This window comes from Breoghania corrubedonensis (assembly GCF_003053845.1).
GTDB classification, from domain to species: domain Bacteria; phylum Pseudomonadota; class Alphaproteobacteria; order Rhizobiales; family Stappiaceae; genus Breoghania; species Breoghania corrubedonensis.
The window spans coordinates 1,739,223-1,758,815 of sequence record NZ_QAYG01000001.1 but is presented as its reverse complement, the minus strand read 5'-3'; the positions used below and the strand labels follow the sequence as shown (position 1 = coordinate 1,758,815).

Genomic DNA, 19,593 nt, shown 5'->3' with positions numbered 1-19,593 from the left:
AGACGTGTGGATTTGAAGGGTGCGCTCGGATCTCAAGTCAGCCGACAATGACGGTGAAATGTCGTGCGGATAAACCACCCGCTCCGCTATCCCATCCTGACCTACCGGTTCTCCCCTGGCACCCAGAGGACGTCGCCTTCGTCCTGCGCATTCACCCAACGCGCCGCAACGAACAGAAAATCGGACAGCCTGTTCGCATAGCGAAGCGCGGCGCCATTGACCTTTTCGTAGCCCGAAAGCTCGCTTATCAGCCGCTCGGCACGTCGCGCCACGGTACGCGCGAGATGAAGATACGCCGCCCCCGGAGCCCCGGCCGGCAGCACGAAAGAGCGCAGCGGCTGGAGATCGCCGTTCAGACGGTCGATCTCCGTCTCCAGCTTCTTCACCTGGTCATCGGTGATCCTGAGCGGCTCGTAGGGCAGCGGCTCGTCCGTCTCCGGCGTGGCGAGATCGGCACCCAGGTCGAAAAGATCGTTCTGGATGTGCGCCATTGCCTGATCGAGATCCGGCATTCCCTCCAGATGAAGCCGCACCAGCCCGAGCGTCGCGTTCGCCTCGTCCACCGTGCCATAGGCGGCCACGCGCAGATCGTGTTTTGCCCGGCGCTCGCCGGATCCAAGCGCCGTCGTGCCGTCGTCGCCGGTGCGTGTGTAGATCTTGTTCAGGACAACCATTGCCGAATCCTCCGTCCGCGTTCGGGCGGACGGTAGAACACACGGCCCCCGGACGAAAGCGCCCGGGGGAAACGGATCGGGGTTCGGGCGACATCCGGGCCGTTACTGGCCGGTCGCCTCCAGCACATCCTCGAAGGACCGCAGACCCGGAAGCGGCGCGTTGACAAGAACGGCCATGTTGCCCGGCGCGTGCTGGTTCTTCCACATCTTGGTATGCGCCTTGGGGATCTGCTCCCAGGGGAATACCTCCGACATGCACGGGTCGATGCGACGCTCGATCATCAGCTTGTTGGCCGCCGCCGCCTGCTTTAGATGCGCGAAGTGCGAGCCCTGGATACGCTTCTGATGCATCCACACGTAGCGGGCATCGAACGTGATGTTGAAGCCTGTCGTACCGGCACAGAAGACCACCATGCCGCCGCGCTTCACCACGAAAGTGGAGACGGGGAAGGTCTGCTCGCCGGGATGTTCGAAGACAAAATCGACGTTCACGCCCTTGCCGGTGACATCCCAGATCGCCTTGCCGAACTTGCGCACCTCGTTGAACCAGGTCTTGTACTCTTCCGAGTTGACCTTCGGCAGTTGGCCCCAGCAGGCGAAATCCTTGCGGTTGATCACGCCCTTGGCGCCGAGGCTCATCACGAAATCGCGCTTGTCTTCTTCCGATATGATGCCGATGGCGTTGGCGCCGGCCGCCGCACACAGCTGCACCGCGAAGACCCCGAGCCCGCCCGAGGCGCCCCACACGAGCACGTTGTCACCCGGTCGCAGGATATGCGGCCGATGACCGAACAGCATGCGGTAGGCGGTCGCCAGCGTCAGCGTATAACAGGCGCTCTCCTCCCAGCTCAGATGCTGCGGACGGTGCATGAGCTGGCGCGCTTGAACGCGGGCGAATTGCGCGAACGAACCGTCCGGCGTCTCGTAGCCCCAGATACGCTGGGAATTGGAGAACATCGGATCGCCGCCATTGCATTCCTCGTCGTCGCCATCGTCCTGATTACAATGAATGACGACCTCGTCGCCGACCTTCCAGCGCTTCACCTTCGAGCCAACCGCCCAGACGATGCCCGAGGCATCTGAACCGGCGATGTGATAGGGCTGCTTGTGGACGTCGAAGACGGAAATCGGCTCGCCGAGACCGGCCCATATGCCGTTGTAATTCACACCCGCCGCCATTACGAGGACGAGTGCCTCGTCATCGCCGATCTGCCAGGTCGGCACGACTTCCTTCTGCATTGCCTCTTCCGGCGGCCCGTGCCGCTCGCGGCGGATCACCCAGGCATGCATTTTTTCCGGCACATGGCCGAGCGGCGGAATCTCTCCCATTTCGTAGAGATCCTTGATCTCGCCGGCCGGTCGCGGCGGCTGAGCCTCGGCGTGAGCAGTGACAGCCATGTCTCTCTTCCCATGTTTTTGCATCGCACCGGCTGTCGCTTGGCGCATTCGCGCGCACCAGTCGCACCCAGCCGGATCCTCCCCTGCGGATAGCCTCGATATTGCGATGCAATATCGAGCTGACGCAAGAGTTTTACACGATCCATTAGTCGCAAGCATCGCAAAGGAAGAGGCTGCTCCGCGGCATTATGTTGCGCGAACACAAGAAAACCGCCCGCCGGGGCCGGATGGTAAACCGGGTCAGGCAACGTTGTTGCACCGCATAAAAAAAGGCCGTGCTGACAATGCAGCACGGCCTCACGCTTGGCATTTCAACCCATCCTGCGGAACCCCGGGACCATCACGGCCTGGCCCCCCCGCCAAGCCCCGATCCCCCGCAAGCAGGGCTCAGGCGGCCCGCACGCGCTTCAGGAACGCCTCGACCTGACTGTTCAGTGAGCCGGCGTCATCGCTCAGCGTTTCGGCCGAAGACTTCACGTCGCCCCCCATGGAACCGGTTCTCGCGGCACCGTCGCGCACCAGTGCGATCGCATGGCTGACCTGACTGGTGCCTCGCGCCGCCTCCGCGATGTTGCGAGCTATCTCCTGGACCGACAGCCCCTGCTCTTCGGCGGCGGCGGCGATGGAGGAGGCCGTTTCGCGCATTGTCTCCAACCGGCCGCTTATATTGTCCACCGCCGATATGGACGAGGAGGCGGCTTCCTGCATCTGCGCGATCTGGTTCTCGATCTGCTCGGTGGCCTTGGCGGTCTGGCTGGCGAGTTGCTTGACCTCACCGGCCACGACGGCGAAGCCCTTGCCCGCCTCGCCGGCCCGCGCCGCCTCGATGGTCGCATTGAGCGCCAGCAGGTTGGTTTGCTCGGCAATCGCCTGGATCAGGCTGATCACTTCGCCGATCCGGGCAACCACGTCGCGCAGTTCGCCCACCGAGGTACTGGTGCGCGCCGCTTCGCTGGCGGTTTCCAACACCAGCTTGGCGTTGTTTTCGAGCTGGCTGTTGATTTCGCGAACGGATTCGGCGAGCTGCTCGGCCGCATCCGACACGGAATTGACGTTGGCAGACGCTTCTTCGGATGCACTCGATGCATCGATGACCTGTTCCGACGTTGTGTCGGCAAGCGAGGAGAGTTGATCCGCGTTGTCCGACAGCGCACCCGAGGAGACGCTGAGGCGTTCAACCAGCGCCTTGACGGTGTCCTCGAACTCCTCCGCGATGGCATCGAGTTCAGCCTTGCGCTCCTGCCGGCTTTCTTCCTCGCGTTCGCGCACTTCCTGCTCCCGCTTGCGGTTCTGGGCCAGATTGTCCCTGAAGATGGTGAGCGCGCGGGCCAGATCGCCGACTTCGTCGCCACGATCAGCGTAATCGATATGCGTCTCCAGCGCGCCCTCGGCGATCTCGTTGGTTTCGCGCGCGATGACCCGCATGGGCCGGGAAATGCCGCGATAGGAAAACAGGGCGGCAAAAGCTGCGATGAGGAGCATCACGACGCCCGAGCCAATCGCCACCATCTCCACATTGCCCAGCTGACGGCGCTGCGCCTGTTCCGCCTTGTCGATGCGTGACACCAGCGCGCCGCGATAGTCTTGCAACGCCGCGTGGACTTCCTTCGACAACCGCTGCACCTCGCCCGTAACCTCCAGCGTGCGTGCCAGTTCCACGGTCGTCGGACGTTCCATCAACGAGATCTGACGGTCGGCGTAGGCGGTCTGCCATTCGACGGCCTTGTCGTAGGCACGCTTCAACGCGTCGGTTTCGCTCATGGGCGAGCGCGTCAACGTTCCGTAAGTTCCGTTCCACTCCTTATTGGCGCGATGGTAATCGTCGACATTGGAGAGATCGCCCGTCAGCAGGAACGTGCGAATGGCGGCCTGGGCATCAGAGATCGCCATTTCGAATGAGTTCACCTCATCGAGCGTCTTCATCAACGCCGTCTTGTCCATCACGGATTGGCGCGTTTCGCCAAGCTGTATGAAGGTCACCAGCGCGCTGGCGAGACCAGCGACCAGGATGCAGGCGAAGATGGCGGTCAGCTTGGCTGTGACAGAGAACGTGCTCAGTTTTTTCATAATGTTCTTCTCAATCAGATTGGACTGGCCTTAGACGTTCATGCGGCGTTGCAGTTCGGTCAGGTTGATCTCGAAGGTGGCCGCTCCGATAGGACCGCCATCCTTGCCGTCAGGAATCGTCATGTTGACCTGGACGCGCCATGTACCGGTTTCCTCGTGCCATTCCGGCTCATCGATGAAGATCGCCGAAGGGCCGACCGGAAATGTCTTCTGGAACTTGGCCTCATCCCCCTGCCAGTAATCGGACGTGATCGAGCTCTGTCCGACGTTGAGTCCCTTGGCGTCCATCACGAACATTTCGGAATAAAGGCCGAGCGAACGCGCCTGGATCCGCAGAAGCTGGGCGGACGCCGGATTGGACAGCGTCCGCGCGATTAGCGGCTGCTTGCCGGTGGACTTGGTCTCCGCCCGCCACTCCTTGTCGAGTTCATCCACCCGCGCCTGCTCGATACTTCCCCGCCGGGAGTTCTGTGCCTTCACGGAAATCTGGATGACGTCATCAAGTATGATCTCGCGAAGGTTCGCGATCACCTTGTCGGTCACCAGGACATTGACATCCGGGACCGGCTGGGTCGGCTCCGCAGCGAAGGCACTGAAATGCAGGCATCCCGCGACAAGCCCACTCAAGAGAAGCGCCAGTTTCATTTCACTTGACCCCTTTCAGGAAATTTAATTCCCACTAGACAAACAAAGTTATTTATTGTTACTTAATTTCACACCAATATAAGTATTTTACATTATGTTATTTCAGGCGATTTTACTTTCATTACAACCGATCCTGGATATCCAAAATTCCTGATTGGGCAAAGATACTATCAACACGTCTCCTCCTTTAAGGTCAGGTCTTGCACGCGCGACACCGCTCATGTGGCCCGGCCTTTCCGTTTGCTGCCTTGGTCGAGATGACAGCCCGGATCAAAAGCCGTAAAACGACTTTGCGGCAGTGCATCATCGGGAGGAAGAGCGCCATGTCGGGGAAGTTTGAGACGGGACGGGACAAGCCCTGGATCTTCCGCACCTATGCGGGACATTCGACAGCGGCTGCCTCTAACGCGCTTTACCGGTCCAATCTCGCGAAGGGGCAAACCGGACTGTCGGTCGCCTTCGATCTGCCGACGCAGACCGGCTACGATCCCGATGACGCGCTCGCGCGCGGCGAAGTGGGCAAGGTCGGCGTTCCGGTGGCGCATCTGGGCGACATGCGGGCGCTGTTTGCCGATATCCCGCTGGAAAAGATGAACACCTCGATGACGATCAACGCCACGGCACCGTGGCTGCTGGCGCTCTACGTGGCGGCCGCCGACGAGCAGGGGGCGGACCGCAAGCTTCTTTCCGGCACCACGCAGAACGATCTCATCAAGGAATACCTTTCGCGCGGCACCTACGTGTTCCCGCCGGCGCCCTCCATGCGGCTCACCACCGACATGATCGCCTGGACGTACATGGAGATGCCGAAGTTCAACCCGATGAACGTCTGCTCCTACCACCTGCAGGAGGCGGGCGCGACGCAGGTGCAGGAACTGGCCTTCGCGCTGGCCACGGCGCAAGCCGTGCTCGACAACGTGAGGGCGTCGGGCGCCATTCCGGCCGAGGACTTTCCCAAGGCGGTTGGCCGCATCTCGTTCTTCGTCAATGCGGGTCTCAGGTTCGTCACCGAGATGTGCAAGATGCGCGCGTTCACCGAGCTGTGGGACGAGATCTGCCGGACCCGCTACGGCGTGGAGGACGAACGCTACCGCCGCTTCCGTTATGGCGTGCAGGTGAACTCGCTGGGTCTGACCGAGCAGCAGCCGGAAAACAACGTCTACCGCATCCTGATCGAGATGCTGGCCGTGGTGCTGTCGAAGAACGCCCGCGCCCGCGCCGTGCAGTTGCCGGCCTGGAACGAGGCGCTGGGCCTGCCGCGCCCCTTCGATCAGCAATGGTCGATCCGCATGCAGCAGATCGTAGCCTACGAGACCGACCTTCTGGAATACGGCGACATCTTCGACGGATCGGCAGAGATCACGGCAAAGGTCGAGACGCTCAAGGCGGAAGCGCGCGAGGAACTGGCGCGCATCGATGCCATGGGCGGCGCGGTTGCAGCCGTCGAATCCTCCTACATGAAGCAGAAGCTCGTTGAATCGAATTCAAAGCGGCTGGAAGCGATCGAGCGTGGCGAGCAGGTCGTGGTCGGCGTCAACCGCTGGACGGAAAGCGAACCGTCGCCACTTGCCGGCGGCGCCGACGGCGGCATCCTTACCGTGCCGGAGCATGTGGAAGCGGAAGCCGTCGCCGCGCTGAAGGCCTGGCGCGAAGCCCGTGACGAGGATGCTGTAAAGAGGGCACTTGCCGAACTGAAGGCCGCGGCTGCCGAAAACCGCAACATCATGGAGCCCTCGATCGCGGCCGCCAAGGCGGGTGTCACCACGGGCGAATGGGGCGCGGCGCTGCGCGAGGTTTTCGGCGAATACCGCGCGCCCACAGGCGTCGGCCGCGCCGCGCGCGAGGACGGAGGCGACACGGAGACCGTACGCGCCGCCGTGGAGGCCGTGTCGCGCCAACTCGGACGGCGGCTGAAATTCCTGGTCGGCAAGCCCGGCCTCGACGGTCATTCCAACGGCGCGGAACAGATCGCGGTCCGTGCGCGCGACTGCGGCATGGAAGTCGTCTACGAGGGCATTCGCCTGACGCCCGCCCAGATCGTCAACGCAGCTTTGGAAGAAGGCGTCCATGTGGTCGGCCTGTCGATCCTCTCGGGATCGCATCTCGCCCTCGTGCGCGACGTGATGGAACGCATGCGGGCATCCGGTCTCGACGACGTGCCGGTGGTTGTCGGCGGCATCATCCCGGACGAGGACGCCAAGGCGCTTCGGGCGGCAGGCGTTGCCGCCGTCTACACGCCGAAGGATTTTCAGCTCACCGAGATCATGGCCGATATCGTGAAGATCGTGGAGGCCCAGGCGGAGAAGGCGGCGTAGGGCGAGGCCCGGAAATGATCTCCAGTCATTTTCACGGCACTATCCACGTCGTCCTGAGGAGGCCGCGCAGCGGAAGTCTCGAAGGATGGTCCACCTCTGCGATCCCTCACACCCGCCCGTCGAGGTGCCGCGCCTTCCTGAGATCCGGGAACATCTTCGCCCATAGCGCCGCCACCGCCATCGTGCCCATACCGCCCACGACGACGGCCGACACCGTGCCAATGGCCGCCGCCATGACGCCCGCTCGGAATTCGCCGAGTTCGTTGGAGGCGCCGACGAACACCATGTTGACGGCGTTGACCCGGCCGCGCAGCGCGTCCGGCGTCCACAGCTGGATCAGCGTCTCGCGCACATAGACCGACACCATGTCGAAGGCCCCCATCAGCAGGAGTGCGGCGATCGACAGCCACGGCATGGTGGAAACGCCGAAGAGAACCGTGAACGCTCCGAAAAGCCCCACGAAGACGAACATCAGCAGCCCCGCGTGATCGCGCAGCGGATGGGCCGCGAGCCACATGGCGACCATGATGGCGCCGATGCCGGGAGCGGCGCGCAAGAGCCCCAGGCCCCACGGGCCCAGTTCCAGGATATCGCGCGCATAGACCGGCAGCAGCGCCACCGCCCCGCCGAGCAGAACGGCGAAGAGATCGAGCGAGATCGCCCCCAGAACCACCTTCTCCCGCCAGATGTAGCGGAAGCCGTCGACGACGGAGGCGAACGTCACCTGTCCGGCAGCCGTGTGCTGCTCGGGTCTCGGGATCGAAAGCGCGGCGATGGCGGCACCGGCCAGCATGATGAGCGCCGCGGCATAGCTCGCATAGGGCGAAAGGCCATAGAGCAACCCGCCCGCCACCGGCCCGACGATGCTCGCCACCTGCCAGGCGGACGAGTTCCACGCGATCGCATTGGCGAGGTGTTCGGGCGGAACGAGGTTGGTGACGAGCGCGGACGACGCCGGGTTGAAGAAGGCGCGCGCGGTACCGAAGCCCACGAGCAGAACGAAGATCGGCCATACCGTTGTCGACCCGGAGAGCGTGAACGCGAGCAGCAAGGCAGCCATCACGCCTTCCGCGATAAGCGCCGTTCCCATCACCGTGCGCCGGCCAAAGCGGTCGGCGACCGTTCCCGTCACCAGCACGAGAAGGAATGCGGGCAGGAATTGCGCCAGCCCGACAAAGCCGAGATCCAGCGGATTGCGGGTGATGTCATAGACTTGCCAGCCGACGGAGACGGAAACGATCTGCACCGCGAAGGTCGAGCCGAATCGCGCAGCCCAGTAGCGGCGGAAAGCCGAATGGGTAAAGGCAAGCCAGCGGGATTGGTCGGGTGCGTCTTGGGTGGACATGGTGTGACCTTGGCGAAGGGAGGGAAGCGGCGGGGGCTTTGCGGTGCTGCCCTTGCGGATTCTGCCGACAGGCACATACTTCCCTTACATCAAGACAACGAACCTGCACAGAAGGTCATCCGGCAAAAGCTCATGCCCGTTCGAAACGCCGACATATTTTCTGCCGTCCCTCAACCTGCTGGATTGTATGCCGGTGAAAGGATAGGGTCTGGCCCGCCCAACGCCGTGAGTTTCACGCCCTGCCCTCAAGCCTTCCGAAAGCCATGACCGACCGACTGACGATCGCCACCTGGAACATCAACTCCGTGCGGCTGCGCCTGCCGATCGTCGAGCGCTTCCTCAACACCTATCAACCCGATGTGTTGTGCCTGCAGGAAACCAAGTGCCCGGATGCGAATTTTCCTTTCGCGGCACTGCGCAAGGCGGGCTATCAGAACATCGAGATTTCGGGGCAGAAGGGCTATCACGGCGTCGCCACCCTTTCCAAACGCCCGCTCACGGGCACGCAACGGCGTGAGTTTTGCGAGAAGGGCGATTGCCGCCACGTCGGCACAGACGTGCCTTTCGCCGGCCGGCACTTGCGCATCCACAATTTCTACGTGCCCGCAGGCGGCGACGAACCCGATCCGCACGTCAACGAGAAATTCCGGCACAAGCTCGATTTCCTCACCGAAATGGAAGACTGGCTGGGCGCGACCACCTTTCCCTGCATCGTCGTCGGCGATCTCAACATCGCTCCGTACGAACAGGACGTGTGGTCCACGAAGCAGCTCTCGCGAGTGGTCAGCCATACCCCGCTGGAGCGCGAGCGGTTGGAAGACGTGCGCAAGGCCGGCCCCTTTGTCGACGCCATGCGCCGCTTCGTCCCGATGGAGGAAAAGCTCTACACCTGGTGGAGTTACCGCGCGAAGGACTGGGAGGCGGCCAACAAGGGCCGCCGACTCGACCACATCTGGGTGACCCCGCCGCTGGCGCCGAAGGTCACCGATGTGCAGGTTATCCGCGAGGCGCGCGGCTGGGAGCGCCCGTCGGACCACGCCCCTGTCATTGCGACGCTTGAGAGCTGAGGCATCAGGCGAACGTCTGATCTCCGGCGGGGTTTTGGAACCTGCCGAGGGCCCGGGCGGCGTCTCTATTTCGATGCCGCCGACATCTGGGCCGCCACCGCCGCGCCGCCCATGCCCGGTTCCCCTGCTCCGGGTCCCGCGGGCAATTCGGCCCTGATGCGCGGCAGGCACTGCGGATGGGCCTCCTGCAGCCAGCCGATCATCTTCTCGCGGATCTCGCAGCGCAGATCCCAGGCGCGTGGAGAGGTGGAGGCTGTCATCAAGCCGCGCAGCAAAAGCCCGTGCTCGTCGGATTCGACAACCTGCAGGTTCACCACATTGCGGTCCCAGAGTTTCGATTCGTCGAGAAATTCCTCAAGCTTCTGCCGCACTTCGCCAACCGGCACCGTGTAGTCCACCCGCCAGTGAACCGAGCCGATGATGGAAGCCGATTCCCGGGTCCAGTTCTGAAACGGCTTTTCGACGAAATAGGAAAGCGGGACCACAAGACGCCGCCAGTCCCAGATGCGGATGACGACGTAGGTCGCCGCGATTTCCTCGATCCAGCCCCATTCGCCCTCCACCACCACCGCGTCCTCGATGCGGATCGGCTGTGTCAGCGCGATCTGGATGCCGGCGATGATGTTGGAAAGCACGGGGCGGGCCGCGAAACCGACAACCAGACCGGCAACGCCCGCCGACGCGAACAGCGACAGCCCGTACTGGCGCACGGGTTCGAAGGTCATCAGCGCCAGCCCGATGGTCAGAATGACGATCAGCACGTTGATGACGCGGCGCATCACCCGGATCTGCGTGATGTAGCGTCGGGCCTGAAGGTTGTCGTCGACATCGAGGCGGAAATGACGGGCATATCGGTCGGCGATCACGCCCAGCACGATAATCGCCGCCCAGCCGACGAGCAGGATCATCAGCACCACCATGGCGTGGTAGATGTCGCCGATGAACCGGTAGGGCACGTTGAGCAGCGGCACGGTGAGCGCCAGTGCCAGAATGAAGAAGGCAAGCCGCGTGATCGGCCGGCTGCGGCGCGCTATTGTGGCCAGGTTCGTGTAGCGCTTGCCGAGCGTCCGGTTGAAAAGACCGATCAGGAAGCGATGGGCCAGATAGCCGACGAGGACGGCCCCAAGAATGAGAGCGCCCGCGAGAATGGGGTCGGGAAGCTGGTCGATATCGGCCGGAGCCAGGCGATCGAGTTCTGCGAGCACGGCAGTCGGCGCACCTCTGGCGTTGAGTAGGATGATACCGACCCAACGCCAGAGGTGCGACTTGGTTCCCCACACAGGCTGCGCGCGGCCCGTCTCGAACGATAGGCCGCCGGGACGGATTCCGGCGCCGTCCGCCCGGCACGGTTCCGCCCTTGGGCTTTGCTCAGAACCGCTGCTTGCGTTCCCGGACCAACCCTTCCTGCGTCGCGGAGGCGACAAGGCGGCCATCGCGCGAGAAGAATTGGCCGCGGCTGAACCCGCGTGCGCCGGAAGCCGACGGGCTGTCGGAGGCATAGAGCAGCCATTCATCGGCCCGGAACGGGCGGTGGAACCACAGCGCGTGGTCGAGGCTCGCCGGCTGTATCCGGTCGGAAAAGACCGAAAGCCCGTGCGCGAAGAGCGAGGTGTCAAGCAGCGTCATGTCGGAGGCATAGGCCAGCACGCAGCGGTGGATACGATTGTCGTCCGGCAGCGGATCGTTGGCGCGGACCCACACATACTGCTCGGGCGGCAGCTTTTCGCTGGTGAAGTAGTGACGCAGATCGACCGGACGGATTTCGACGGGTCGTTCGCGCGAGAAATAGAGCCGCACCGCTTCCGGCGCCCGCTTCATGATCTCGTCTTTCAGGTCCTCCTCACCCGGCAGGTCCTCCGGCTGGGGAACGTCGGGCATTTCCGTTTGATGGTCCAGCCCCTCCTCCCCCACCTGGAAGGAGGCCGACATGGAGAAGATCGCCTCGCCGTGCTGGATCGCGACAACGCGCCGCGTGGTGAAGGAACGCCCGTCGCGAATGCGTTCGACATCGTAGATGATGGGAACGGAGGGATCCCCGGGCCTCAGGAAATAGCCGTGCATGGAGTGCGCCCTGCGCTCCTCGCCCACGGTGCGCGATGCCGCGACCAGGGCCTGTCCGAGCACTCTGCCGCCGAAAACACGCTGCCAGCCTGTCTTCGGATTGCCGCCACGAAAGAGATTGCGTTCAAGGGTTTCCAGATCGAGGATCTCGAGAAGGGTCTCGACAGCCGTGCTCATATGCGTTTGCTTCCTGTTGCCTGCTGGCGGCGGAATGGAAATTCCGGATCGGACCGCGCTTCCAATGGGCGGGAAAAACGTTAGATAGGACGGCAGATATCAGCGACGCCGCGCCGCATCAACCGGCGAGACCCTGTGCGGAGCGGGGCGGCGAAGTCAAGTCGGAGCGGGACCGCAGGCCGCTCCGCAAACCTTGAGGGACGGATATGACGAATGCCCGAGACGATAACGCCACGCTGGACGTTCTGGTCGCCGGCGGCGGCTATGTCGGGCTTTCGCTGGCGCTCGCACTGAAGAAATCGGACCCCGCGATCGCGGTCGCCGTGGTCGACACCCGAGCACGCGAGGCGATTGCGAAGGACCTGCGCTGTTCCGCGATCGCATCGGCCGCCGAGCGCATGCTGACGCATCTGGGCGTCTGGTCCCAATTCGCCGCCCGCGCCCAGCCGATCAACGAGATGATCATTACCGACAGCCGGTTGCGTGATGTGGCCCGTCCGGTTTTCCTCACGTTTTCCGGCGATGTCGCGCCAGGCGAGCCCTTCGCCCACATGGTCGCCAATGCCGACATGGTCGGCGCGCTCCACGACACGGCGTCGCAAGCCGGCGTCGAGATGATCGCCCCCGACAGCGTCACGTGCTACGAGACGACCGGCGAAACCGTCGCCATTGAGCTCGCGAGCGGCGGCACGCGCACGGCGCGTCTGCTGGTTGCGGCCGACGGCGTGCGTTCGAAATTGCGCGATCTTGCCGGCATATCCACCGTGCACTGGAACTACGACCAGTCGGGCATCGTCTGCACCGTGGAACATGAGCGTCCGCACGAGGGCCGTGCGGAAGAGCATTTCCTGCCATCCGGCCCCTTCGCCATCCTGCCGCTCACCGGAAACCGGTCCTCGCTCGTTTGGAGCGAGAAGACCTCGGTCGCCGAAACCCTCGTCAAGGGCGACGACTTCACGTTCGAAATGGAACTGGAGCGTCGATTCGGCCATCACCTCGGCGCGCTGAAGATCGCCGGCGGGCGCCATGCCTATCCGCTGTCACTGACGCTGGCGCGCGATTTCGTCAAGCCGCGCTTCGCGCTTGCCGGCGATGCCGCCCACGGCATCCACCCCATTTCCGGCCAGGGCCTCAACCTCGGCTTTCGCGATGCCGCCGCCCTCGCCGAGATCATCATCGGAGCGCGCCGGCTCGGACAGGACATCGGCGCCTTCGACGTGCTGGAGCAATACGAGCGCTGGCGCCGTTTCGATACCTTCCAGATGGGTGTCGTCACCGATGTGTTGAACCGGCTGTTCTCCAATGATTCGGATGTGCTGCGCGCCGCGCGCGACTTCGGCCTCGGCCTGGTGGAACGCATGCCGGGCCTGAAGGGGACGTTCATCCGTGAGGCGGCCGGACTTTCCGGTCAGGTACCGCGGCTGCTGACCGGCGAGGCGATCTGATACATGGGTGCCCCGCATAGCGCGGCCGGCCGGGGGCGCGCTGTCCTCATCACAGGCTGTTCATCAGGCATCGGCGCTGCGGCGGCGACGGGTCTCAAGGCATGCGGTTACCGGGTATTGGCCTCAGCACGAAAGCCGGAGGACGTCGAAAACCTGAAAGCCCTGGGTTTTGAGGCATTTCACCTGGACTATGCCGACGAGGCTTGTGTGGCGCGTGCCGCCGAAGCCGTGCTGTCGGCCACCGATGGCGCGCTCTTTGGGCTCGTCAACAACGGCGCCTACAGCCAGCCCGGCGCGGTCGAAGATGTTCCGCGCGCGGCACTGCGCGACGAGTTCGAGGCCAACCTCTTCGGGTGGCACGATCTCACCTGCCGGCTGATTCCATCCATGCGGGCGCGCGGGCAAGGACGGATCGTCCAGGTCTCCTCGGTCCTCGGTCTCATCGCCATGAAGTATCGTGGCGCCTATATCGCCTCGAAGTTCGCGCTCGAAGGCCTCACAGACACACTGCGGATGGAACTTTCGGGATCGGGCATCCATGTGGTGCTGGTTGAACCCGGCCCCATAGCCACGCGGTTTTCGCTCAATGCCGCCGAACAGTTTCGCCGCAACATCGATGCGGAAAACTCCGTTCATCGTGCGGTCTACAAAAAGCGCGCGGCGCGGATGGAGCGTGGCGGGGCAAAGCGCTTCAAGCTTCCCCCCGAAGCGGTGGTTGAGCGGATCGCCGAAGCACTGGCGGCCGAGCGTCCGAAACTGCGCTATCCGGTAACCGTTCCGGCTCATATCGCCGGCATTGCCCGCCGCCTGCTACCCGGACGCATGCTCGACCGCGTCCTCGGTCGCGCCTCGGACCGCGAACAATGATATTGGACGCAGCGTCAGTTTTGGGTCATCAATTGAAACGACGACTGTAAAGAAGCCGGCACGAAGCTCGGAGGGGCGCAACGTGCCTGGGAGGGGGTCTTTCATGGGACAAATTCTCTACAATCTCATTCCGGTCGGGATCGGCATCGTCGGACTGATCCTGATCGCGGGACTGTTCAACATGTTGCGCGGCGGTTCACCGAACGTGTCGCAACGCCTCATGCGCGCCCGCGTGATCGCGCAGGCGTTGACTATCGTCCTCGTGCTGGCGGCGGCGTATCTCATTCACGGGACGGGGTAAGACGGGACACGCGAGGCGCGTTCGTTCGGCGTTTGCGACACCGCCCTACCCCGCTTCCCCGCGGGCCCGATCACGCAGGATCCGGCGGATGACCTTGCCGGTGGTCGTCATAGGCAGATCCTCGACGAATTCCACCTCGCGCGGGTATTCGTGCGCGGCCAGTCGGTCGCGTACATAGAGGCGGATCGCCTCGGCCAGCTCCGGCGATGGCTCCGCGTCCTCCTTCAGTACGATGTAGGCCTTGACGATCTCCGTCCTCACCGGATCCGGCTTGCCGACGACGGCGGCGAGCGCGACGGCGGGATGTGCGATCAGGCAGTCCTCGATCTCGCCCGGTCCGATCCTGTAGCCGGCGGATGTGATCACATCGTCGTCGCGCCCGACGAAATGAAAATAGCCGTCCGCGTCCATCACACCCTGATCGCCGGTCAGCATCCAGTCACCGGCGAATTTCTGCTCTGTCGCCTCCGGCCGCTTCCAGTATTCCAGAAACATCACCGGATCCGGCCGGCGCACCGCGATCTGTCCCTTTTCACCCGCCGGCAGCGCCTCGCCGTCGGCGCCGATGATGGCGACCTCATGCCCGGGAACCGGCTTGCCGATGGCTCCGGGGCGCGACACCCCGATTCTGGCGCAGGACGACAGCACCAGGTTGCACTCGGTCTGGCCGTAGAATTCGTTGATGGTGAGCCCCAGCCCCTCTTGTGCCCACTCGTAGACCTCCCGGCCCAGCGCCTCGCCGCCCGACCCGATGGAGCGGATAGCAAGACCGAAGCGCTCGCGCGGCCGCTCCACAGTGCGCAGGATCTTCAATGCGGTCGGCGGGATGAAGGCGTTCCTGACACGCATCTCGCCCATCAGCGCCAGCGCCTCCTCCGGATCGAACTTTGCCGCCCGGTAGGCGACGACCGGAATGCCGAAATGCAGCGAGGGCAGCAGCACGTTCAAGAGACCGCCCGCCCACGCCCAGTCCGCCGGCGTCCAGAACCGGTCGCCCGGCTGGGGCAGGAATTCGTGAGGCATCTCCACGCCCGGAAGATGGCCGAGCAATACGCGGTGAGCATGCAACGCCCCCTTGGCGAGCCCTGTCGTACCGGAGGTGTAGATCATCAGCGCCGGATCGTCAGCCTTCGTGACCGTCGTCTCGAATTGGCCGGCGGAGCGCTCCAGCAGCGGATCGAAGCCATGAACGCCGGCAAACGGGGCGCATGAGGGATCGTCGACCGTGACAAGGACCTGAAGCTCCGGCAGCCTGTCACGGATCGCAGCGATCTTCTCAAGCCCGGCCCTGTCGGTAACGATTGCCTTGGCGCCCGCGTTGCCCAGCCGGTGCTCCAGCGCGTCGACACCGAAAAGCGAGGCAAGCGGCAGGGCGATCGCCGCAAGCTTGTAGGTCGCCAGATGCGAGTAGAGCGTCTCCGGCATCTGCGGCAGCAGGATCGCCACCCGGTCACCGCGCGCAACGCCGAGCGCGGCGAAGGCATTCGCCAGCCGGTCCGACTTTTCGCGCAAGGTGCGGTAGCTGATCTCGACCACCGTCGCGTCGGTGCGCCGGTCTATTAGCGCTATCCTGTCCGGATCAGCCGCCGCCCAGCGGTCGCAGACGTCGGCGGCAATGTTGTAGAAATCCGGCACCTGCCAGCGAAAGCCGGCGACCAGATCCGCATATGATTCGGCTGGCGTAAGCATGATCCCCCCAACCGGCCCGGTCATTCTCGGGCCGGTTCCTGGGGTCCCTGTCCGGGACCCGGCCTTGTTGTTGCGCGCGCAGCTTAAGCAGCCTGCGCCGACCGGGCAATCATGCAAGGAACGTTGCGGCAGCCTTATTCTTCCGGGCCGGCCAGCACCAGCGACCAGAACACCTTGTATTTCGAACCGGGCGCATAGGACGTGGCGATGCCCATGCGGGTCATGCGCTTGTCCAGCATGTTGGCATTGTGCTGCGGGCTGTCGCGCCAGCCGGAAAAAGCCTCCGCCAACCGCCGGTAACCGGCCGAGACGTTTGCCACCACCGGTCCCTTGGGATAGCCCGCCTCATCAAGCCGGGCACGTGCAGCCTTGCCCTTGGCCAGCGACACGTCGACGGACTGCGCTGCAGCCATTTCCCGTGCCTGGGCTTCCGCAACCTTCGTCAGCTCCGGATCGATGGCGAGTGCCGACGCGCCGTTTTTCTCACGGTAGCTCGAGATCATCGTGCGCGCCGCCGGCGCATCGACGCTCGTCCCGGCGCGACCGAGATCGACATAGAAAGGCGGTGTGACCGGAGCTTGCGGTCCGCAGCCGGCAACGAGCAGGACCGCGCCGACCGCGAACGCCAGGCGACAGGGAATCGATGTCATATGTTGTCTCCATCCCCGTCCGCCTCGGCCGGGCTTTCGGCCGTCGGGCGTGCCGGCTTGTGGGGCGCCGGCTCTTCAGATTGCAGGGGCGCAGATTTCGTTGGCTCTGACGAGGCCGGCTGTAGGGTCCGGCCGGTCTTTCCGCGCCCACGGATCGCGGCCTCCAGCCGGTCCATGTCGCGCAGGTTGAGATCGCGCTGCGGGAACGGGATCTCGATGCCTGCCTCGCGGAAGCGGCGCATGATCTCGAACCTCAGTTCCGATTTCACCGACAGCGAGTAGTCGATCTGGGCGAGATAGGCACGCAGTTCGAAATCCAGCGATGAAGCACCGAATTCCATGAAATAGACCACCGGCGCAGGATAGGCGAGGAGCTCTGAGTTCTCCCGCGCGATCTCCAGAAGGATGTCGCGCACCTTTTCCGGATCGCTGTTGTAGGAGACGCCGACGGCAAGAATGATCCGACCCGACGTGTCGTCATGCATCCAGTTCTTCACGACGCCGGAAATGAGATCGGAATTCGGCACGATCACCGTCTGTCGGTCGAAGGTCTCGATCTCCGTCGCGCGCACGTTGATGTGGCGCACATAGCCTTGCGCCTCGCCGACGACGATCCAGTCGCCGACCTTGATCGGCCGCTCCGCCAGAAGGATCAGGCCGGAGACGAAATTGTTGACGATCGACTGAAGGCCGAAACCGATACCGACCGACAAAGCGCCGGCGACGATGGCGATGTTCTGGAGGTTCAGCCCCATGTACGAGAAGGCAACCATGCCCGCCACGATCACCCCGACATAGCCGAAGCCAGTGCGGATCGAGGATTTCAGCCCGACATCGAGCCGGGTATGCGGCAGGTAGCGCGTTTCCAGCCAGCGCTGCATCGCCCGGGTCACGGCGAGCCCGATGACGAAGATCATCAGCGCCAGCACGATGTCCGACAGCGAGAATGTGAAGGAACCGATCTGGAAACCGAACACCGCCTGGCGCAGCAGGCTGGTCACGTCGCCGGTGGAAACGCCCCACGGCGCGAGCAGAGAGATTGTCGCGCTCGCGATCAGCAGGATGCGCAGGATGCCCGACAACAACACCCCGATCTGCTCGATCGTGCCGGCCCCCAGCGCCAGTGTTTCGCGCAACGCCCGCCCGAGCCCGGTATCGCCACGAAACAGCGCGGTGGCCACATCATCGACAACCATCAGCAGAAGATGGGTGATACCGAACACCGATACCGACCAGATGATCTGCTGCGCGACGAAGGAAGACACGCGGATATAGCCGATGATCGGCGCGATCAGCGTGGTCAGGGCGGCCAGCCAGAACAATGGCATCAGCCAGCGCGCGACCGGACTGAGCCCGCCCCCTTCGATGGTTTCGGCTTCCGGATCGGAGGCGCGTGCGATCGACCTGAGTGCGGTGACGGTCAAACCGCCGAGCATTGCCGCGATCATGGCCTGAAGCGCCATGATCAGGTCGCCCGGTGCGGTCAGCACGTCGAGCGTCCCGTTGAGGATCAGCGACAGCGCAAAGATGATCCCCGCCGCGGTGGCGACCCGCATCAACTGGGACGCGGCATCGTCGGAAATCGGCAGCAGCCGCCAATTCGCGCGCTTCGGCGCGATCAGGGCCCACGCGAGTCCCTGCGCGAAGGCCGCGAATACGGCGCCGCGGAAGATCGCCGCCAGCACCTCGCTGACCCGTTGCGGAGCAAGGTCGAAGAGATCGAGACCGCGAAAAAGAATGACCATGGCGGCTGCCGGCACGATCGTCGCGAGCACGGTAATCGCCAGCGCCGCCGTGGAGCGATGCATGGGGGCGGGTGCGGTGTCGGGATCACGCGCCGCCCTGTCCAGAAGCAACCGCCTGAGCGGCCAGACGAGCCCGTAGGTTCCCACGAGCGCGATGCCCACCAGCAGAACGGCCCACGCGCCCGCACGGGCGTAGATCAGGTTGAACCAGTCGGAGACGAGTTCTCCCGCAGACCCCAGCAAGGGACTCAGATCGCGCACGACCCGCGACCAGAATTGCGGCTCCAGCACGCTGGGCGTCGGTGTAAGCAGCCGGCGGGTGATCTGGTCGCGGCGATACTGGATGATCCGGGTCAGCAGTTCATCGGCGCGCAGCTGAACCACCTGAACCTGCTTGAGCACGCCGTTGATTGCGGCAAGCTGGGCGCGCTGGTCCTCGAGCTGACTGGCGACCGCTTCCGATACGGCCTCCTTGGAATCCTTTGCCGGCGATAGTTCCTGAACCCGCCGATCGACCGCGTCGGCGCGCGGCTTCAGGCTGCTCTGGACCTCTTCGCTGGCCGAACGCACGTCGATCACGGAAGAGCGCAGATCATCGAGCCGCTGCGGTTCGATGATCTTGCTTTGAAGCGCAGCCTCGGTGCTGTCCAGCCGGTTGCCCCACATGTTGATCCGCCGCTGCGCGCTGTCGAGCGTCGTCTGCAGTGTCGGATCTATCTGGACGGGCTTCTTTTCAGCCGGCGCCGCATCGCCACCATTCTTGCTGTCGCCAGCCGGATCGCCGGTCGAACCGTCCCCCTGCCCGCCCTTGGCATTGGCGTCCGCCGCTCCTGAGGCCTCCGTCCCGGACGCCTTCTTGTCCGCGCCGGAGCCCGCATTGGGCATCACCGCGCGTTCGATAATCTGGGTGGCCGACTGCGCGAGCGCGGGCTGGGCCATCGCCGGAGCGATCAGGCAGAGACAAAGAACAATGTTTTGCAGGCAGCGGTTCACGGTCTGGTCCGTCGGTCGGTTCGCGCATATGTCGAAGGAACGCGCGAAGGAAGCCGCCCCGCGCATGCGGCGGTCGGCCATGAAGTGCCAACCCTGCCGCGCGAACGTGATTCCCGCAACGGCCGGTTCCGCTGCTTCGCCTTATTTTGCGGCC

Annotated in this window: 15 protein-coding genes; 5 read left to right on the top strand and 10 right to left on the bottom strand. The window is 64.0% G+C overall.

Annotated elements, in window-relative coordinates; translation table 11 throughout:
• Positions 1 to 101 precede the first annotated feature (101 nt).
• From C8N35_RS07770 to C8N35_RS07755, 4 genes are all read right to left on the bottom strand, one after another.
• Positions 102 to 674, bottom strand: a complete 573-nt coding sequence (locus C8N35_RS07770) for a cob(I)yrinic acid a,c-diamide adenosyltransferase (protein WP_107988934.1) — start codon at positions 672 to 674, stop codon at positions 102 to 104.
• Positions 675 to 776: 102 nt separating this feature from the next.
• On the bottom strand, positions 777 to 2,072 hold the full coding sequence (gene ccrA / locus C8N35_RS07765) for a crotonyl-CoA carboxylase/reductase (RefSeq protein WP_107988933.1): 1,296 nt from the start codon (positions 2,070 to 2,072) through the stop codon (positions 777 to 779).
• A 387-nt stretch (positions 2,073 to 2,459) separates the two neighbouring features.
• Complete coding sequence (locus tag C8N35_RS07760) at positions 2,460 to 4,139, bottom strand: methyl-accepting chemotaxis protein (protein WP_107988932.1); 1,680 nt, start codon at positions 4,137 to 4,139, stop codon at positions 2,460 to 2,462.
• A 30-nt stretch (positions 4,140 to 4,169) separates the two neighbouring features.
• Positions 4,170 to 4,784, bottom strand: a complete 615-nt coding sequence (locus C8N35_RS07755) for a hypothetical protein (protein WP_170122035.1) — start codon at positions 4,782 to 4,784, stop codon at positions 4,170 to 4,172.
• 323 nt (positions 4,785 to 5,107) lie between these two features.
• Between C8N35_RS07755 and C8N35_RS07750 the strand changes: the two genes are divergently transcribed.
• Complete coding sequence (locus C8N35_RS07750) at positions 5,108 to 7,099, top strand: protein meaA (protein WP_107988931.1); 1,992 nt, start codon at positions 5,108 to 5,110, stop codon at positions 7,097 to 7,099.
• A gap of 106 nt (positions 7,100 to 7,205) precedes the next feature.
• On the opposite strand, the gene C8N35_RS07745 is transcribed toward C8N35_RS07750, so the two are convergent.
• Positions 7,206 to 8,444, bottom strand: a complete 1,239-nt coding sequence (locus C8N35_RS07745; RefSeq protein ID WP_107988930.1) for an MFS transporter — start codon at positions 8,442 to 8,444, stop codon at positions 7,206 to 7,208.
• A gap of 263 nt (positions 8,445 to 8,707) precedes the next feature.
• On the opposite strand from C8N35_RS07745, the gene C8N35_RS07740 reads away from it, so the two are divergent.
• Positions 8,708 to 9,511: an exodeoxyribonuclease III gene (locus tag C8N35_RS07740; RefSeq protein WP_107988929.1), complete on the top strand. Its 804-nt coding sequence runs from the start codon at positions 8,708 to 8,710 to the stop codon at positions 9,509 to 9,511.
• Between the two features lie 65 nt (positions 9,512 to 9,576).
• On the opposite strand, the gene C8N35_RS24015 is transcribed toward C8N35_RS07740, so the two are convergent.
• Positions 9,577 to 10,716 carry a mechanosensitive ion channel family protein gene (locus C8N35_RS24015; protein ID WP_245926692.1) on the bottom strand — a complete coding sequence of 380 codons (1,140 nt, stop codon included), beginning with the start codon at positions 10,714 to 10,716 and terminating at the stop codon, positions 9,577 to 9,579.
• Positions 10,717 to 10,879: 163 nt separating this feature from the next.
• The gene (gene tesB / locus C8N35_RS07730) at positions 10,880 to 11,749 is read right to left on the bottom strand and encodes an acyl-CoA thioesterase II (protein ID WP_107988927.1); all 870 of its coding nucleotides are present in this window, start codon (positions 11,747 to 11,749) and stop codon (positions 10,880 to 10,882) included.
• A 206-nt stretch (positions 11,750 to 11,955) separates the two neighbouring features.
• On the opposite strand from tesB, the gene C8N35_RS07725 reads away from it, so the two are divergent.
• From C8N35_RS07725 to C8N35_RS07715, 3 genes are all read left to right on the top strand, one after another.
• Entirely contained in the window at positions 11,956 to 13,194 is a 1,239-nt protein-coding gene (locus C8N35_RS07725; RefSeq protein WP_107988926.1) for a ubiquinone biosynthesis hydroxylase, read from the top strand.
• Between the two features lie 3 nt (positions 13,195 to 13,197).
• Positions 13,198 to 14,061 (top strand): SDR family oxidoreductase, encoded by an 864-nt coding sequence (locus tag C8N35_RS07720; RefSeq protein ID WP_107988925.1) that lies wholly within the window; start codon positions 13,198 to 13,200, stop codon positions 14,059 to 14,061.
• 103 nt (positions 14,062 to 14,164) lie between these two features.
• A complete protein-coding gene (locus C8N35_RS07715; protein WP_107988924.1) occupies positions 14,165 to 14,362 on the top strand; it encodes a twin transmembrane helix small protein in 198 nt (65 codons plus the stop codon).
• A 45-nt stretch (positions 14,363 to 14,407) separates the two neighbouring features.
• On the opposite strand, the gene C8N35_RS07710 is transcribed toward C8N35_RS07715, so the two are convergent.
• From C8N35_RS07710 to C8N35_RS07700, 3 genes are all read right to left on the bottom strand, one after another.
• Positions 14,408 to 16,051, bottom strand: coding sequence for an acyl-CoA synthetase (locus C8N35_RS07710; protein WP_107989165.1), 1,644 nt, complete (start codon positions 16,049 to 16,051; stop codon positions 14,408 to 14,410).
• Positions 16,052 to 16,185: 134 nt separating this feature from the next.
• The gene (locus tag C8N35_RS07705; RefSeq protein ID WP_107988923.1) at positions 16,186 to 16,701 is read right to left on the bottom strand and encodes a CAP domain-containing protein; all 516 of its coding nucleotides are present in this window, start codon (positions 16,699 to 16,701) and stop codon (positions 16,186 to 16,188) included.
• On the bottom strand, positions 16,698 to 19,520 hold the full coding sequence (locus C8N35_RS07700; protein ID WP_107988922.1) for a DUF3772 domain-containing protein: 2,823 nt from the start codon (positions 19,518 to 19,520) through the stop codon (positions 16,698 to 16,700). Before C8N35_RS07700 ends, C8N35_RS07705 begins: the two co-directional genes overlap by 4 nt.
• Positions 19,521 to 19,593: the final 73 nt, after the last annotated feature.

Excerpts from the sequence above, each read along its gene's own strand:
- C8N35_RS07770 (WP_107988934.1), bottom strand. The coding sequence starts at position 674 with ATGGTTGTCCTGAACAAGATCTACACACGCACCGGCGACGACGGCACG.
- ccrA (WP_107988933.1), bottom strand. The coding sequence starts at position 2,072 with ATGGCTGTCACTGCTCACGCCGAGGCTCAGCCGCCGCGACCGGCCGGC.
- C8N35_RS07760 (WP_107988932.1), bottom strand. The coding sequence starts at position 4,139 with ATGAAAAAACTGAGCACGTTCTCTGTCACAGCCAAGCTGACCGCCATC.
- C8N35_RS07755 (WP_170122035.1), bottom strand. The coding sequence starts at position 4,784 with ATGAAACTGGCGCTTCTCTTGAGTGGGCTTGTCGCGGGATGCCTGCAT.
- C8N35_RS07750 (WP_107988931.1), top strand. The coding sequence starts at position 5,108 with ATGTCGGGGAAGTTTGAGACGGGACGGGACAAGCCCTGGATCTTCCGC.
- C8N35_RS07745 (WP_107988930.1), bottom strand. The coding sequence starts at position 8,444 with ATGTCCACCCAAGACGCACCCGACCAATCCCGCTGGCTTGCCTTTACC.
- C8N35_RS07740 (WP_107988929.1), top strand. The coding sequence starts at position 8,708 with ATGACCGACCGACTGACGATCGCCACCTGGAACATCAACTCCGTGCGG.
- tesB (WP_107988927.1), bottom strand. The coding sequence starts at position 11,749 with ATGAGCACGGCTGTCGAGACCCTTCTCGAGATCCTCGATCTGGAAACC.
- C8N35_RS07725 (WP_107988926.1), top strand. The coding sequence starts at position 11,956 with ATGACGAATGCCCGAGACGATAACGCCACGCTGGACGTTCTGGTCGCC.
- C8N35_RS07720 (WP_107988925.1), top strand. The coding sequence starts at position 13,198 with ATGGGTGCCCCGCATAGCGCGGCCGGCCGGGGGCGCGCTGTCCTCATC.
- C8N35_RS07715 (WP_107988924.1), top strand. The coding sequence starts at position 14,165 with ATGGGACAAATTCTCTACAATCTCATTCCGGTCGGGATCGGCATCGTC.
- C8N35_RS07710 (WP_107989165.1), bottom strand. The coding sequence starts at position 16,051 with ATGCTTACGCCAGCCGAATCATATGCGGATCTGGTCGCCGGCTTTCGC.
- C8N35_RS07705 (WP_107988923.1), bottom strand. The coding sequence starts at position 16,701 with ATGACATCGATTCCCTGTCGCCTGGCGTTCGCGGTCGGCGCGGTCCTG.
- C8N35_RS07700 (WP_107988922.1), bottom strand. The coding sequence starts at position 19,520 with ATGGCCGACCGCCGCATGCGCGGGGCGGCTTCCTTCGCGCGTTCCTTC.